Here is a 16,340-nt window from a genome sequence, read left to right as displayed (position 1 = left end):
GCTTTTGCTATTCCCCTCCCACCATAAGTCTTGCCCCTGCTTTGGCAAGCATCCCCATGCGGTCGTGGCGGAATTGGTAGACGCGCAGCGTTGAGGTCGCTGTCCCAGAAATGGGGTGGAAGTTCGAGTCTTCTCGACCGCACCAAATTCTTTTCTCAAAAAGGGCCTGCCGGCTTCGAAAGCGGCAGGCCCTTTTTGCGTCTTGGGGCTTTCGTTTGACCTCACTAGCGAAGCGGGCAAGATAGGGCGTGTCGAGAAAAGAAGAACCCGAGGGGAGGGGCGAGACAGTGCCAAAGGATTTCCGGGAAGCCGCGCTTTTCTATCACCAGCATCCGACACCGGGAAAGCTGGAGATCAGCGCGACCAAGCCGCTGGCCAACCAGTCCGATCTGGCGCTCGCCTATTCGCCTGGCGTCGCCGAAGCCTGCAACCTGATCGTTCAAGATCCTCAGGAAGCCGCGAGCGTGACTGCGCGCGCCAATCTGGTGGGTGTGATCACCAACGGCACCGCGGTGCTGGGCCTTGGCCCGATCGGGCCCCTGGCGTCCAAGCCGGTGATGGAGGGCAAGGCGGTCCTCTTCAAGAAGTTCGCCAACATCGACGTCTTCGATATCGAAGTGGACGCCTTGGACCCGGAGCGTTTCGTCGATGTCGTGGCCGCGCTGGAGCCGACCTTCGGCGGCATAAACCTGGAAGACATCAAGGCGCCTGAGTGCTTCGAGATCGAGCAGAAGCTGCGCAAGCGCATGAACATCCCGGTGTTCCACGACGATCAGCACGGCACGGCGATCATCGTGGCGGCTGCGATCTACAACGGCCTTCGCATGGTCGGCAAGAACGCCAACGAGGTGAAGGTGGTGACCTCCGGCGCCGGGGCGGCGGCCATCGCCTGCCTCAACCTGATGGTCGCCATGGGCATCTCGCGGGAGAACATCTGGGTCACGGACATCGTGGGTCTGGTCTATGAGGGCCGCGAAGAGCAGATGGACCCCTGGAAGGGCGCCTACGCCCAGAAGAGCGACAAGCGCACGCTGGGCGAGGTGATCGAGGGCGCGGATGTCTTCCTCGGCCTCTCCGCGCCGGGCGTGTTGAAGCCCGAGATGGTGCAGAAGATGGCCTCCGCGCCGATCATCATGGCGCTGGCCAACCCGGTGCCGGAAATCCTGCCCGAGGAAGCCAAGGCCGTGCGCCCCGACGCGATCATCTGTTCCGGCCGCTCGGACTATCCCAATCAGGTCAACAATGTGCTCTGTTTTCCCTTCATCTTCCGGGGCGCCCTCGATGTCGGGGCCACCACCATCAACGAGGAGATGAAGCTCGCCTGCGTGAAGGCGCTGGCGGACCTCGCCATGGCGGAGCCCTCGGAAGTCGTGGTGCGCGCCTACGGCGAGACCAGGAGCTTCGGGCCGGAATACCTGATCCCGCGGCCCTTCGACCCGCGTCTCCTGGTCGAACTCGCGCCCTGCGTCGCCAAGGCGGCCATGGACAGCGGCGTCGCGACGCGCCCCATCGAGGATTTCGATGCCTACCGCCAGAAGCTGAGCGAGTTCGTGTTCCGCTCGGGTCTGGTGATGAAGCCGGTCTTCGATCAGGCGCGCAAGGACCCCAAGCGGGTGATCTATGCCGAAGGCGAGGACGAGCGTGTCCTGCGCGCCGTGCAGTCGGCGCTCGACGAGGGCATCGCGCGGCCGATTCTGGTCGGGCGGCCCGAGGTCATCGAGAACCGGGTCGAACGTCTGGGGCTGCGCCTCGACCTCTCCAAGGATGTCGAGGTGATCAACCCCGAGAACGACCGCCGCTACAAGGAATACTGGACCACCTACCACGAGATCATGGAGCGGCGCGGCGTCACGCCCGACGTGGCCCGGACCGTGGTGCGCACGCGCAACAGCGTGATCGCGGGCATTGCCGTGCGGCGCGGCGACGCCGACGCCATGATCTGTGGCGTTGAGGGCCGCTTCCCGCGTCACGTGGAGCACATCCGCCAGATCATCGGCCTGGCGCCGGAGGCGGTGGACTTCGCGGCCATGAGCCTGCTGATCCTGGCCAAGGGCACCTATTTCCTCTGCGACACCTACGTCAACAAGGAACACTCCGTCGACGATCTGGTGGAAATGACCTTGATGGCGGCGGCAGCGGTCCGGCGTTTCGGCATCGAGCCGAAGGTGGCGCTAGTCTCTCACGCGAACTTCGGGTCATCCACCAGCGAGACGGCCAAGCGCATGCGCGCCGCTGTGGCGCGGCTCCACGCCGAGCATCCCGAATTGGAGGTGGATGGCGAGATGCATGCCGACTCCGCCATCGATGAGGCGACGCGCCAACGCGCCTTGCCGTCCTCCCGCTTGAAGGGCTCGGCGAATCTGCTGATCATGCCGACCTTGGACGCCGCCAACATCTCCTTTAACCTCTTGAAGGTGTTGGGGGACGGCCTTCCGGTGGGCCCGATCATGCTGGGCACTGCGATGCCGGCGCATGTTTTGACCGCTTCGGTGACGGCGCGCGGCGTCCTCAACATGACGGCGGTTGCCTGCGTCGATGCGCAGGAACGCGCCAAGGCGGCAGCGGACTGAGAACGGCCGCGATGGCGGAACTGAGCGGCACCGGCAAGGGCGAAGAACCAAGGGAGGCGAAGGAATAGATGGTTGAGCGTCCTCCCGAGGGAGATCAGGAAGCGGCTGAGAAGAAGCCGGCTGACGCGCAGGAAGATCCGCCGCCGCCCAACCCCGAGGACGCAGGCCTACCCGACGAGACCATCGAGGCCGTGCGCGAAGCGCTCGACCAGGGCGACGTTCCCCAGGTCGAGTCGCTACTTGCCGTCCTTCACCCCGCTGACGTCGCCGATATTCTGGAAATCTGCGTCGGCGAGGAGCGCGCGCTGCTGGTGCAGATTCTGGGTGCGCACATCGACCCGGAAATCCTCAGCCACCTGGAGCCCACCGTCCGCGAGGAGGTGATCGAGCAGCTGGGGCCGGAGAACCTCGCCCGTGTCCTCATGGACCTGGATTCGGACGACGCGGTCGAGATTTTCGAGGACCTGGAAGAAGACTCGCAGAGCCGCATTCTGGCCAAGCTGCCCTTCGCCTATCGGCACATCCTGCAAGAGGGCCTCAGCTATCCCGAGGACTCCGCCGGACGCCTCATGGCGCGCGAGTTCGTGGCCGTGCCGCAGACCTGGACCATCGGTCAAACCATCGACTACCTGCGCGCCGCGGAGGACCTGCCCGACATCTTCTACGACCTCTATGTGGTTAACCCAAAGCACAAGCCGCTCGGGATGGTGCCCCTGAGCCGCGCCATCGGCGCCAGGCGGCCCGAACGGATCTACGAACTGATCGAAGAGGGGGAGATGCACTCCGTCCCCCTGACCATGGACCAGGAGGAGGTGGCCTACCTCTTCCGCCAGTATGGCCTGGCCTCGGCCCCCGTGGTCGACGATGCCGGGCGTCTGGTGGGCACCATCACGGTGGACGACATCGTGCACGTCATTCATGAAGAGGCCGACGAGGACATGCTGCGCATGGCCGGTGTCGGCGAGACCGACCTCTACCAGGCAATCATCGACACGGCGAAGTCGCGCTTTACCTGGCTTTTCGTGAACCTTGGGACTGCCATTCTCGCCTCGCTCGTGATCGGTCTCTTCGAGACCACGATCGAGCGGGTGGTGGCGCTGGCGGTGCTGATGCCCATCGTCGCCTCCATGGGGGGCAACGCCGGCACCCAGACACTGACCGTCGCCGTGCGCGCCATGGCCATGAAGGACCTCGGTCCCTGGAACGCGCTGCGGTTCGTTGGCAAGGAACTGCTGGTCGGCGGCTTCAACGGCGTCGTCTTTGCGATTCTGATGGGGACCATCGCCTGGCTTTGGTTCGACGATCACCTGATCGGCTTGATCATCGGCATAGCCATGATCGTGAACCTGATCGTGGCGGCGGCTTTCGGAACCTTGATCCCCCTGACGCTGGAACGCTTCAAGGTGGACCCGGCGGTAGCGTCAGGGGTCTTCTTGACCACCGTGACGGACGTGGTCGGCTTCTTCGCATTCCTGGGGTTGGCCGCGCTGGTCTTGCTCTAGCATTTCCCCGGCGAGCCGTGAGACCCTCCGCTCCAAGCTTGAAAGGACCGGCATGCACATACTTGACGACGAGACAATCGACCGCCTCCTGAGCTACGAGCGCCTGGTGCCCGCGCTGCGGGAAATGCACCTGAAGCGTCCCGACGATCAGGCGGACATGCTGTTGGAGGCGCCGGCCAAGGAGGGTGGCGTGGACCGGCTTCTGAACCGCGCCGCCTGGTTCGGCGGTGAAGGCATCGGCATCAAACTGGCCACCATCTTCCCCAACAACCCCTCGAGCGACGCCCAGTTGCCTTCGATCCACGCCGTCTACGTCTTGTTTGGCGGCGCGCACGGTGATCCCCAGGCGGTGATGGAGGCGAAGGTTCTGACCTGGCGGAAGACGGCCGGGGATTCGGCGCTGGGGGCCGATTTCCTGGCGCGCCGGGACGCGGATAGCCTGCTGATGGTCGGGGCGGGTGCGATGGCGCCCGAGCTTATCCGGGCCCATCTTTCCGTCCGCCCCTCCATCGAGCGCGTCACGGTCTGGAACCGCAGCAGGGAGCGCGCGGAGGAGTTGATCGCCTCGCTCAAGGGCACGCTGGGCGAGCGCCGTATCGAGTTGGCGGGCGACCTGGAAGCGGCGGCTGGAGACGCAGCCGTCATCTGTTGCGCCACCATGAGCGAGACGCCGGTCATCCAGGGGGCCTGGCTGCAGCCGGGCACGCATCTGGACCTCGTAGGGGCCTATACGCCCAGCATGCGCGAGGCCGATGACGAGGCGCTGCGCCGCGGACGCCTTTTCGTGGATTCCCGCGCCACCACGGTCGGGCACATCGGCGAGTTGATCATTCCCATGGAAAGCGGTGTGATCACCGAAGAGGATATCCACGGCGATCTGTTCCAGCTCTGCGAAGGCAGCCGTCCCGCCCGTGGTGGCGAAGAGGAGATCACCATTTTCAAGAACGGAGGCGGCGGTCATCTTGACCTGATGACCGCGCGTCACGCCGTCGACCGCGCCAGAGAGGAGGGTATCCTGTGAAGCCCCAAGATCCCGAGTTCCGCCAGCGCGTCACCAATTCCTTCAAGCGGCAATCCATCATGGGATTGATCGGCGCGGAACTGACCCGCATCGACGCCGGCTTGGTGGAGATCACCTTGCCGTACCGCAAGGACCTCTGCCAGCAGCACGGCTTCTTTCACGCCGGTGTCACCAGCACCATCGCGGACAGCGCCGGCGGCTACGCGGCCTACAGCCTCTTTCCGGCGGGCGCGGCCATCTTGACGGTCGAGTTCAAGATCAACCTCCTGGCGCCGGCCAAGGGCGACAAGCTGGTCGCCATCGGGGCCGTGATCAACGCGGGCAAGACGCTTTCGATCTGCGATGTCGAGGTGCACGCCGTCACCGGGGTGGAAACACGCCTCTGCGCGAAGATGCAGCAGACCGTGATCCGCCGCGACGGTGCTGAGATCGAAGAGTAGGAACGCCCCCATGACCCAGTCAGCGCCGGATCTGCATAAGGTCTACGGCCGCATGGACACCGGCAGCTTCGTGGTGGAGGCCGTGCTGGCCGAACTCGGCCTGGGGTTCGAGCGGATCCTGGTGCCTCGGGACAGGCCCATTTCCGAGCAAGCGGACTTTCTGGCGGTCAACCCGCGCGGTCAGGTCCCCGCGGTGATCACCCCGCAGGGCGAGACCCTGACCGAGAGCGCGGCGATCATCTTCACTCTGGCCGAGCGCCACCCTGAAGGCGAGCTCTTGCCGCCTCTCGGATCGCCGGAACGCGCCCGTCTGCTGCGCTGGCTCTTCTTCGCCGCGGCCAACCTCTATGAAAGCGATTTGCGTTACTACTATGCGGACCGCTTCTCCTCCGAGGGCAGGGCGGCCGCCAAGGGCGTGCGCGAGGCAGCGGCGGAGGCCTTCGATAGCAGTCTCATCCTGATCGAGAACGAGATTGCGCGAGAGAACCTCCCCGGCCCCTACTTCTTCGGAGAGCGCTTTTCGGTCCTTGACCCCTACCTCTCCATGCTGATGACCTGGCACTGGGAGCCGGAAAAGATTCGGCCCCGAATTCCCCAGCTCGCGCGCCTGATGGAGGCGACGCTGAGCCGCCCGGCGATCGCGCCCCTTCATGCCGAGCATCAGGGGCGCGCCGCGCAGTAGGTGCTTTCATTCGACGCTTTGGAGGGCCTATCCTTCAAGCCTGTACACCGCGATCCAGCCCACCGGGAGAGCTGCTTCATGTTGCCCAATCAACTGCCCAGTCTGAACTTCGACCTCGGCGACACCGCGGAGATGCTGCGCGACAGCGTCATGTCCTTCTCCGCCGACGAGATCGCTCCCCTGGCCGACGAGATCGACCGGACCGACCAGTTTCCCCGTCAGCTCTGGCCCAAGATGGGCGACCTCGGACTCCATGGCATCACGGTTGAGGAAGAATACGGCGGCTCGGGCCTGGGCTATCTCGAGCATGTCGTGGCGGTGGAGGAGGTCAGCCGCGCCTCGGCCTCGATCGGGCTTTCCTACGGGGCGCATTCCAACCTCTGCGTCAATCAGATCCGCCGCAACGGCAACGAGGATCAGAAGCAACGCTATCTGCCCAAGCTTATCTCGGGCGAGCACGTGGGCTCCCTGGCCATGAGCGAGCCGGGCGCGGGCTCCGACGTGGTTTCCATGAAGACGCGGGCTGAGAAGAAGGGCGACCGCTGGGTGCTGAACGGCTCCAAGATGTGGATCACCAACGCCAGCGAGGCCGAGACGCTGGTCATCTACGCCAAGACCGATCCCGACGCGGGCCCGAAAGGCATCACGGCCTTCCTGGTCGAGAAGGACTTCAAGGGTTTCTCGATCGCGCAGAAACTGGACAAGCTCGGCATGCGCGGCTCGCCCACCTGCGAACTGGTCTTCGAGGACTGCGAGGTGCCGGAGGAGAACGTCCTCGGCAAGGTGGGAGAGGGCGTGAGGGTCCTGATGAGCGGCCTGGACTACGAGCGCGCGGTGCTGGCTGCCGGTCCCCTTGGCATCATGCAGGCCTGCATGGACGTGGTGGTGCCCTACCTCCATGAGCGCAAGCAGTTCGGCAAGCCCATCGGCGAGTTTCAGTTGATGCAGGGAAAGCTCGCCGACATGTACACCACCATGAATGTCTGCCGGGCCTACGTTTATACCGTCGCGAAGGCCTGTGACCGGGGCGAGACCAGCCGCGCCGATGCCGCCGGTGCGATCCTCTACGCCGCCGAGAAGGCGACCTGGATGGCGCTGGAGGCGATCCAGTGCCTGGGCGGCAACGGCTACATCAACGATTATCCCACGGGCCGGCTCCTGCGCGACGCAAAGCTCTACGAGATCGGCGCGGGCACCTCCGAGATCCGCCGCTGGCTGATAGGCCGCGAACTTTTTGAACAGACTGCGTGAAGGAGACCGTCATGAGCGACCCGGACAAGCAGGAACCCGAAGACCTGGAGCGCATGGAGCATGTGGCCGAAGAGGAGGAGAAGGAGGCGCGCCGCGAGTTCTTCTCGCTGCGCATCTTGGGCATGATCGTCCTGCTGGCCCTTCTCGCCTTCCTGGCCTACGCCAACTTCTAGGGGCTTCTAGGAGATCGGGACCCCTGATATCTCCTGGCGCAGCTTGCGGCGGATGGCCCGCTCGAAATCGGTGAAGTCTTCTGCGACCTCCAGGAAGGCGCCGGGCCCGCCGATGATGCCCCAGCGGTAGTAGCGGTCGAGGTTCTCCTCCTCGTTCATGATCACCAGGCCGTTGATGATCACCCCCAGCTTCAGGGCGCGAGAGCGCGGGTAGGGCGGGCGCTCCCCCTCGTTCGGGCGGCCGTCGCCGGATACGTCGATGACCTTTCGCTTGCCGTCCCAGGCGTTGAACTCCAACAGGCCGGTCGCGAAGGTGATGGCGTCGCCCGGCGCGGTCGCGCCCTCAACCACGCGCGGGGCGTTCAGCAGGGCCTGGGCGAAGGCCTGGGAGTCTTCCGGGGTGCGGATCAGGGTCCAGTCAATGACCTGTTTATGCGACTTGGCACCCGCCCACTGCACCAGCGTCACCACGATGCCGTTGGCGTTGTAGGAGCGGATCGCGTCCAGTACCGAGGGGTGATTGAAGGCGCTGGCGAAGCCCTCCATTTGCAGGGCGTACTCCTCCTCATCGACGGAGTTGGAGCTGTCGATGGCGAGTACGAGTTCCAGGTCCACCCGGTTGTCCTGTGCTGGCGCGCTTGCGGAGAAGTTCAGGCCGGTCAGGAACAGGAGGGTGCAGAGCAGGCTGCGTTTTAGGCTGATCATGCGGCGGACTATAGCAAGCAGGGGTGGCGGGCGTAAGTAAGCTGTGCGAGCCTCGCGCTTTACCGGAATCGACTGCCGAGGAGGAGCGGGGGAGCATGGCGCGGGCAGAGCGTTTGAAGGTCGGCGTGGCGCAGATCGCCTGCCGGCCGGGTGATCTGGACGGCAACCTCGAAAAGCATCACGAGATGGTGCGCCGCGCGCAGGGCGAAGATTGCAGCATCCTGATGTTCCCGGAACTCTCGCTGAGCGGCTACGGAGTGGCGGGCCAAGTTCTCGATATCGCCATGGAGCGGGACGATCCCCGGCTCCTGGCCTTGGCGCGCGAAGCGGGAGAGATGCGCGTCGTCGCCGGTTTCGTCGAGGAGGGCGTGGCCGCCCAGTTCCACAATACCGCGGCGGTGCTGCACCGGGGCGCCGTATCCTTCCTGCACCGCAAGCTGAACCTGCCGACCTACGGGCAGTTGGAAGAGGGCAAGCACTTCGCGGGCGGGCGTTTCGTCGAATCCTTTGCGCTGGAGGACGAGCGCTGGCGCTGCGGGCTGCTGATCTGCGCGGACACCTGGAACCCGGCATTGGTGCATCTGGCGGCGGTGCAGGGCGCTACCCTGCTGCTGAACCCGGTGGCCTCGGCCGTCGAGGCGGTCGGCGGCCAGTTCTCCAATCCTGGCGGCTGGAAGAAGACGCTGGATTTCTATTCCCTCGTCTACGGCATGCCGATCCTGTTCTGCAATCACACGGGACGGTTCGACGGCCTGAATTTCTGGGGCGGCAGCCGGATTCTGGATGCCGAGGGCGAGACCCTGGTCCAGGCAGGGGAGGAGGAGGGGCTGTTCACCGCCGAGTTGGACTACGGCCAACTGCGCCGGGCGCGCTACAGCTTGCCGACGCTACGCGATTCGAACCTGGCGCTGATCCGTCGCGAACTGGCGCGCTGGGAGGAAATCCTGGGCGTTCCGCCGGAAAGCCGAAGGTTGTGACAATTCGACCTTTCTTTTTCTAAAAACTTGGCAGATTCATGGCTTTGGCGTAGATTGCTGACGCGAAACGGGGCGTTAAGAAATCCCCGAATAGGATTGCTGCCACGGTTCGAAGTTAGGGGAACCTTGGCAAAACGAGCCACCGGGAAAGCAGCATGGGAGCGAACCCTCATGGGGAAGCGGAGTAAGTTCGGAGTCGTCGCACTTGCGGTCTCGATTCTGACGGGTGCATTTTTCTTCATGTCATCGAACGCGGAAGCGCAAAGCAATCAGTCCGCCTCCAAGGGGCAGTCGCAGCGTCTGACCGTCACCGCCGTGCCGGTCCGCGGCGCCGCGCCGATGAACGAAAAGATCGCCTATTCGGTCGAGGCGCTCGACGGGAAGGACCGCGGCAAGGTCGTCGCCGCGCAGACGGGCCCGCAGCTCGTCGCCGACCTGCCGTCCGGGCGCTACCGGGTCACCTCGGTCTTCGGCCTTTCGACCATCCGCTCCGAGGTCAGCATCGCCGACGCGCCGGTTGCGCATCAGGCGGTCCTGAACGCGGGCGGCGTCACCTTGGCGCTGATGCCCTACTTCGGCGCACCCGAGGTCAAGGACGAAATCGATTGGACCGTCTGGACCTTCGGGCGGGACTCCTCGGGCAACCGCTGGAAGGTGGCCAGCGTGCGTGGCGCGAACCCGCACCTGATGCTGCCGGAGGGCTACTACTACGTGACCGCGAAGCACAAGGGTGTGGAGGCCAAGCACACCATCGAGGTGACGGCGGGCAACAACTACAACTATTCCATCAACCTGAACGCCGGCACCATGCGGGTCTTCGCGGAACCGGCGGCGGGCGCCAACACGGACGTCACGGTCTTCTGGAAGATCTATGCGAAGGGCGCGGGCGCCGGGTCGGAGCCTCTGGTGACCAGCCAGACCGTGGGCGACAACTTCCTGCTGCCCGAAGGCAGCTACCTTGTGATCGCCGAGCAGGGCGGCAAGGAAGTCCGCAAGGAGTTCAACGTCGGCGCGGGCCAGAAGCACGCCGTCAAGATGGCCTTCTGACCGCCCCGCCTTACAAGAACGAGAGAGGGCGCGCCCATCCGGCGCGCCCTTTTCGTTTGTCCGGCGGCCGCTTCAGCGTTCCTGCTTCTGCGGCAACCCGTCATTGAGTTCGTAGTAGTCGCCCTTGTAGGCGACGAACATGTGGCTCTTCATCGTCAGTCCGCTGGGCTCGTCTATGCTGCCGGCCATGACCGCGATCACCGGCAGGCTCGCCCGGTCCCAGAAGAGGTTGGAGCCGCAGGAGGCACAGAAGCCTCGACGCACCCCCGGCGAGGACTCGAACCAGGAGAGCGTCTCCTCGCCCGAGATTATCTGAAAGCTCTCCCGGTCCACGGCGGTGGCCGCCACGTAGTGTCCGGAGATCTTGCGGCACTGGCTGCAGTGGCACCCGAAGACGGGACGCAAGGCACCCGTCAGGCGGTAGCGCACGGCGCCGCAGAGGCAGCCGCCCTCGCGGACTTCGGCGTCGGGCGAGGGGACGGGGTCAGCCATCCGCCCGCAAGCGCTCGTTGTTGGGGTCGTAGGGGCTCTCCTCCAGCACCGTGCAGCGATGCTTTGTGCCCAGGATGTCGGTTTCAAGCTCCGTGCCCGGCACCGAGAGGTCCGGCTTTACCATGGCGAGCATCAAGGACTTGCCGATACGGAAGCCATAGCCGCCGGACGTGGCGCGGCCGACCACCTCGCCCTGGTGGTAGATCGGGTTGCTGCCCAGCGCGTCGGCGTCGGTGACGTCGTGCACTTCCAGGGTGGTGAAGGCGTAGTCGAAGCCCTTCTGCTGCCACTCCACCAGCGCGTCGCGCCCGATGAACTCGCCCTTGTTGGGATGGGCGAAGCGCTGCAGGCCGGACTCGAAGGCGGCGTATTCGATGGAGAGCTCACGGCCCGGCAGGCGGTAGGACTTCTCCAGGCGCAGCGAGTCCATTGCGCGCAGGCCCAGCGGCTTCAGGCCGAGATCGGCGCCCGCCGCGGTCAGCTTGTCGAAGATGTGCAGCTGGTACTCGATGGGGTGGTGCAGTTCCCAGCCCAACTCGCCCAGGAAGTTGACGCGGATGGCGCGCGCCGGGGCGAGCCCGACGTCGATGTCCTGCGCCGACAGCCAGGGGAAGGCCGCGTTCGAGAAATCCGTGCGCGGGGAGACACGCTTCATCAGCTCGCGCGCCTTGGGCCCGGCCACGATCAGCACGCCCATGGAGGTGGTCAGGTAGTCGAAGCGCACCGAGCCGTCGGTCGGCATGTGCTTCTTGATCCAGTCGTGGTCCAGCCGCTCGAAGCCGCCGGCGGAGACCATGTAGAAAGAGCTTTCGCCCTCGCGCAGGATCGTGAACTCGGAGTGCACGCCGCCACGCGTGTTGAGCGCGTGGGCCAGCGCGATGCGGCCGACCTTCTTGGGCAGCTTGTTGGCCACCAGATTGTCGAGGAAGGCCTCGGCGCCCGGCCCGGAGATGCGCGCCTTGGCGAAGCCCGAGAGGTCCAGAAGGCCGACGTTCTCCATGACGTTGCGGCACTCGTTGCCGACATGCTCGAAGTACTTGGAGCGGCGGAAGGACCAGTCGTCGACGGGCTCCACACCCTCGGGCGCGAACCAGTTGGCCCGCTCCCAGCCGAAGGACTGGCCGAAGACCGCGCCCATGTCCTTGAAGCGCTCGTAGGAGGGGGCCCGACGCAGCGGGCGGGCGGCCGGACGCTCCTCGTCGGGGAAGTGGGTGATGAAGACGTGGGCGTAGGCCTCCTCGTTCTTCTCGATCAGATAGGATTCGGTGCAGTAGTCGCCGTAGCGGCGCGGGTCCACGCCCAGCATGTCGATGGTGGGCTCACCCTCGACGATCCACTCGGCCAGCTGCCAGCCGGCCCCGCCGGCCGCCGTGATGCCAAAGGAGTGACCCTCGTTCAGCCAGAAGTTCGGAAGGTCCCAGGCCGGGCCCACGATGGGGTTGCCGTCCGGGGTGTAGGCGATGGCGCCGTTGTAGACCTTCTTGATGCCGACTTCGCCGAAAGCGGGCACGCGCTCGATGGCGGACTCGATGTGCGGCATCAGGCGGTCGAGGTCTTCCTGGAACAGCTCGTACTCGCTGTCCTCGCTGGGGCCGCGCACGTAACAGGCGGGTGCGCCGTGCTCATAGGGGCCGAGGATCAGGCCGCCGCGCTCCTCGCGCATGTACCAGGCGCCGTCCGCGCCGCGCAGCACGCCCATCTCCGGCAGGCCCTGCTCCTTGCGCTTCATGATCTCCGGGTGCGGCTCGGTGACGATATACTGGTGCTCGACCGGGATCACGGGAATGTCGAGCCCGACCATCTTGCCGGTCTGGCGGGCGAAGCTGCCAGTGCAGGTCACGACGTGCTCGCAAGTGATGTCGCCCTTGTCGGTCTGGACGACCCACTCGCCGGCGTCGCTGCGCTTGATGCCGGTGACGGCGGTGTTGCGGTAGATCTCCGCTCCGAGCGAACGCGCGCCCTTGGCGAGCGCCTGGGTCAGGTCGGCGGGCTGGATGTAGCCGTCGTCGGGGTGCTGGATCGCGCCGATCAGGCCGTCCTTGACCGCCAGCGGCCAAACCTCGACCACCTCTTCGGGGGTCAGCACCTTCACGTCGATGCCGATGGTCTCGGCCACGCCCTTGTACTGCATGAACTCGTCCATGCGGTCCTGGTTCGTGGCGAGGCGGATGTTGGAGCACTTCGAGAAGCCGACGTCCTGCCCGGTCTCCTTCTCAAGCTCCTGGTAGAACTTGACGGAGTACTTGTGGATCTGGCCCACCGAGTAGCTCATGTTGAACAGCGGCAGCAGCCCCGCGGCGTGCCAGGTGGAGCCCGACGTCAGTTCCTTGCGCTCGACCAGGACGACGTCGCTCCAGCCCTTCTTGGCCAGGTGATAGAGGGTGGAGACGCCGACCGCGCCACCGCCGATGACCACAACACGCGCATGAGACTTCATGGGACTCTTCCTCGAAAGGTTTCTTGAGGGGAGCAGCGCTCCCCAAGGGCGAAGCGATTTCAGGTTCAGACAATCGTGAATCCGCTGCCGAGCTTCCAGGCAATTTGCGACAGGAGGACTCCGGATTACGACATGGGCCGGTTACAGGGCAACCTACGAACAACAAATAATCTTGACAAATATTGTTGATATGACTATAGTTGTTCGCGTTGCCCGAGCTGCGGCCAGATTCTGGCCAAATCGGGCCGAGCCGCCCTCCCGCCGGAGAGGCGGCTTTTTGCTGTCTAGCCTCAGCTTCAGCCATAGCCCCAGCCCCAGTGCATTCCGCGCCGGGGCTTTTTCTTTGTCCGCACCGAAAGGAACCGCCGCCATGAGTTTTCTCGACGACGAGAAGTCCCGCCGCAAGCGCCGCTTGCCCGATACCCCGCCGCATGCGACCGCGCCCGGGGTTCAACCGCTCAAGACCAAGCGGCCTGAGACCAAGCCACCGATGACCGCCGCCAAACCTCCCTCCGGCACGCCGCAGCCCCAGCCTGCGCCAAAACCTGCCCCCAAGCCCGCGCCCAAGCCCATTCGCGGATCAGGCGCGCCTGCTTCTCCCCCGGCGGCCTTTCCCCCGGGTCCGGTGCCGGTCGCACCTCCAGCCTCTTCGCGGCCCCCATCAAAGCAGCCGGGGCAGGGCGCGGATCAGCCCTTGTCCGAGGCCTCGCCGTCACCCACCGGCGCCAAGCCCACGCCCAAGCCCAAGCCCAAGCCTAAGCCCAACTTCCGGCCCAATGCAGGGGAGAGCGCCGTGACCCTGGAGAAGGACGCAAGGCGGGAAGTCTGGCTGACGCGTCAGGCCAAGCGGGCCGAGGAGCGGCGCAACAGCGCCTCGGTCGCGGGCCAGGCGGCGCGCCCCGGCACCTCGAACCATGTGATTCGTCAGGCCGAGACCGACCGCCTGGAAAAGCATCGTCAGGCGTTGCAGGCCGAGGCGGGCGAGATTCAGCGCCGCCGCGAGGACCTGCTGGATGGCCACGGCCTCAAGGGAGAGGCGCGCGCCCAGGCCGAGCGGGCCTTGAGCGTGGCGGGCCGCCACAACCGGGAAAGCGAGATCAAGCTGACCTACGACCCGGAGAGCGGCTTGACGCAGTTCGCGCGCGAAGGCGCGGCGGGCGTTCCGCTGGCGGAGCTGCCGTCTGCTCAAGCTGCCAGCTTGTTGGAAGGCCTGGGTGACAAGGCCAAGGACCCGAAGGTCCTCACCGCCGCCCTCGCCACGGCGACCAAGACCCTCGCCGATGCACAAGCGTCAAAAGAAGCCCCGCTAGCCGCCGCTACGGACCTGGAGGCTCAGAACCTGGACCCGCAAGGCGCTGCCGCCCGCCAGGCAGACGCGCAGGCGCGGGAAAACGACCGGCAAGATCAGATCCTCTTCGTCAAGGGCCTGCGGCCCGATCTCCCCGGCGATCCAGAGGCGGAGGAGGGTAGTGTTGAGCGCACGCACTACCACCTCGGCCAGCAAGTGGAGCAGAGTCTTGAGAAGGGCGAGCGGGCGACCGTGCACCTGCACCCAGACGAGCGTGATCGCCTTTCCATTCTGGCTGAGGAGATGGAGGGCCTGCGAAGCGGCGTTCTAGAGGGTTCAGCCACACAGCGTCAGGGCCATTTAGCGCAGTTCGAGCAGGCCAAGGCCGAGTTCGACGCCATTCTGAGCTTGGGCCGCGATCTGGATGCTATTGAGAGCGCCGGTGTCTTCACGGTGCAACGGAGCGAGGACGGCGGCTTCCGCCTATCTGGCGGGAACCTTGAGGCGCCGCTGAACTTGCCCTTCGCCGGCAGTGACCTCCGAAGCGGCCTCTTGAATGCGTATGCCTCCGGTCGCCTGTCTCATGAGGAGATTATTGAGGGTGACCTCCACCGCCTCTACGACGACAGCGGTTCGGCGACCCCCTTGGCCTTCGATCTCTGGGCCGTGGACCAGGCTACCGCCGCCGCCCAACCGCTCACCGATCCGGCCAATTTCGGCGCGGCCAATAGTCTTGTCGATGGTCTCATGGAAACTCCGGGGGTGGAGAACGCCGCAGCCTTCAACGGCGTCTTGAGCAATCTTGAAGAGCTTGAGACGAAGGCCCCGGACGCATCAGAAGCCCAAGCATTCATCGCGGCCAATCCGGGCCTGGGCCGCAAGGCTGCGCGTGGTCACCGGGGTACGGATGTCGAGCGGTACGAGGCGGCGCAGGCGACCCTGGCGGCCTACGAGGAGCAGGCGGAGGAACTCGCCCATCTCCAGACCGCCGTCTTCATGGCACGCGTCGTGGAAATCGCCGGGGCGGAGGAGGTACGGGACCACGAATTCGACGTGGTTGGATCTGCGGCGCAAGGGGCGGTAGTGAATGCAGCCTTTGCGGTGCGCTCCATGAACCCAGCTGCCATTCATGGTACTGCTGTGCTCGGCGCCTTGGGGAATGCCGGAGAAGCAGTCGCTGGGCGTCTAGCCGCTAGTGAGGTTGAACTCAAGCGTTTACCGGAGATGCTTCGCGAGGATCCCGAAGCAGCAGCCACGCTCATGGCGTCCATCGCCGGAGCACAGGATTGGGGCCGAATAGCAGGGCATATGCTTTCTGTTGGACGTGTAGGGCAACGATTGGGCTTTGAGGGCTCTAGGAATGCTCTACGGATTCTCAGCGAAGAGGCTGGGGCTGCCGCGACCAACGAAATACTCAAGTAAGAAGCGGCTCAGGGGCGGGTATTTACTCGCCCCTGGCACCCCCATTGGTTTAGTGTATACGCAAAAATCGATACAGCATTTAGGTGAGATGTTCATGTGGTCTTTGGATCCTCGCAAAAGCCCTCAAATGTATTTGGTCTACCTAGCCACATTCATCTATTTCCTAGAGGGGATGATCCCGGCGCGGTGTAGATGCCGTGACCGTCGTCGGTGATCACATGCCAAAAAATCGGCAGCGCCGGGATCATCCCCTCTAGGAAATAGATGAATGTGGCTAGGTAGACCAAATACATGTGAGGGCTGTTGCGAGGATCCAAAGACCACATGAACATC

General features: G+C 64.9%; 14 protein-coding genes and 1 tRNA gene. 11 read left to right on the top strand and 4 right to left on the bottom strand.

From position 1 onward, the window contains the following. Nucleotides 1-58 precede the first annotated feature (58 nt). From P8X75_06175 to P8X75_06140, 8 genes are all read left to right on the top strand, one after another. Nucleotides 59-145 (top strand) — tRNA-Leu (locus P8X75_06175). 142 nt (nucleotides 146-287) lie between these two features. Continuing rightward, nucleotides 288-2,570 carry an NADP-dependent malic enzyme gene (locus P8X75_06170; GenBank protein MEJ1994789.1) on the top strand — a complete coding sequence of 761 codons (2,283 nt, stop codon included), beginning with the start codon at nucleotides 288-290 and terminating at the stop codon, nucleotides 2,568-2,570. 68 nt (nucleotides 2,571-2,638) lie between these two features. Further along, nucleotides 2,639-4,072: a magnesium transporter gene (gene mgtE / locus P8X75_06165; protein MEJ1994788.1), complete on the top strand. Its 1,434-nt coding sequence runs from the start codon at nucleotides 2,639-2,641 to the stop codon at nucleotides 4,070-4,072. Between the two features lie 52 nt (nucleotides 4,073-4,124). Beyond that, the gene (locus tag P8X75_06160) at nucleotides 4,125-5,093 is read left to right on the top strand and encodes an ornithine cyclodeaminase (protein ID MEJ1994787.1); all 969 of its coding nucleotides are present in this window, start codon (nucleotides 4,125-4,127) and stop codon (nucleotides 5,091-5,093) included. Then, nucleotides 5,090-5,533 carry a PaaI family thioesterase gene (locus P8X75_06155; protein MEJ1994786.1) on the top strand — a complete coding sequence of 148 codons (444 nt, stop codon included), beginning with the start codon at nucleotides 5,090-5,092 and terminating at the stop codon, nucleotides 5,531-5,533. Before P8X75_06160 ends, P8X75_06155 begins: the two co-directional genes overlap by 4 nt. Before the next feature lie 10 nt (nucleotides 5,534-5,543). Next, entirely contained in the window at nucleotides 5,544-6,215 is a 672-nt protein-coding gene (locus P8X75_06150; GenBank protein ID MEJ1994785.1) for a glutathione S-transferase family protein, read from the top strand. Nucleotides 6,216-6,293: 78 nt separating this feature from the next. After that, nucleotides 6,294-7,466, top strand: a complete 1,173-nt coding sequence (locus P8X75_06145) for an isovaleryl-CoA dehydrogenase (protein ID MEJ1994784.1) — start codon at nucleotides 6,294-6,296, stop codon at nucleotides 7,464-7,466. Between the two features lie 11 nt (nucleotides 7,467-7,477). Further along, nucleotides 7,478-7,639: a hypothetical protein gene (locus P8X75_06140; GenBank protein MEJ1994783.1), complete on the top strand. Its 162-nt coding sequence runs from the start codon at nucleotides 7,478-7,480 to the stop codon at nucleotides 7,637-7,639. 6 nt (nucleotides 7,640-7,645) lie between these two features. Here P8X75_06140 and P8X75_06135 read toward each other — a convergent pair whose 3' ends face one another. Further along, nucleotides 7,646-8,344, bottom strand: a complete 699-nt coding sequence (locus P8X75_06135; protein ID MEJ1994782.1) for a DUF1194 domain-containing protein — start codon at nucleotides 8,342-8,344, stop codon at nucleotides 7,646-7,648. Between the two features lie 95 nt (nucleotides 8,345-8,439). Here P8X75_06135 and P8X75_06130 point away from each other — a divergent pair, with 95 nt between their 5' ends. Continuing rightward, entirely contained in the window at nucleotides 8,440-9,321 is an 882-nt protein-coding gene (locus P8X75_06130; GenBank protein ID MEJ1994781.1) for a nitrilase-related carbon-nitrogen hydrolase, read from the top strand. Nucleotides 9,322-9,561: 240 nt separating this feature from the next. Continuing rightward, entirely contained in the window at nucleotides 9,562-10,368 is an 807-nt protein-coding gene (locus P8X75_06125; GenBank protein MEJ1994780.1) for a hypothetical protein, read from the top strand. Nucleotides 10,369-10,440: 72 nt separating this feature from the next. Here P8X75_06125 and P8X75_06120 read toward each other — a convergent pair whose 3' ends face one another. Both P8X75_06120 and P8X75_06115 read right to left on the bottom strand, forming a co-directional pair. Then, nucleotides 10,441-10,860, bottom strand: coding sequence for a GFA family protein (locus P8X75_06120; protein ID MEJ1994779.1), 420 nt, complete (start codon nucleotides 10,858-10,860; stop codon nucleotides 10,441-10,443). Continuing rightward, nucleotides 10,853-13,297, bottom strand: coding sequence for an FAD-dependent oxidoreductase (locus P8X75_06115; GenBank protein ID MEJ1994778.1), 2,445 nt, complete (start codon nucleotides 13,295-13,297; stop codon nucleotides 10,853-10,855). Before P8X75_06115 ends, P8X75_06120 begins: the two co-directional genes overlap by 8 nt. Nucleotides 13,298-13,667: 370 nt before the next feature. On the opposite strand from P8X75_06115, the gene P8X75_06110 reads away from it, so the two are divergent. Next, nucleotides 13,668-16,007: a hypothetical protein gene (locus P8X75_06110; protein ID MEJ1994777.1), complete on the top strand. Its 2,340-nt coding sequence runs from the start codon at nucleotides 13,668-13,670 to the stop codon at nucleotides 16,005-16,007. A 152-nt stretch (nucleotides 16,008-16,159) separates the two neighbouring features. Here the strand turns inward: P8X75_06110 and P8X75_06105 are convergent. Beyond that, on the bottom strand, nucleotides 16,160-16,340 hold a 181-nt coding region (locus tag P8X75_06105), incomplete at its 5' end, for a hypothetical protein (GenBank protein MEJ1994776.1).

The organism is Limibacillus sp. (assembly GCA_037379885.1).
GTDB lineage: Bacteria > Pseudomonadota > Alphaproteobacteria > Kiloniellales > CECT-8803 > JARRJC01.
This window is presented reverse-complemented; position numbering and strand designations above follow the sequence as displayed.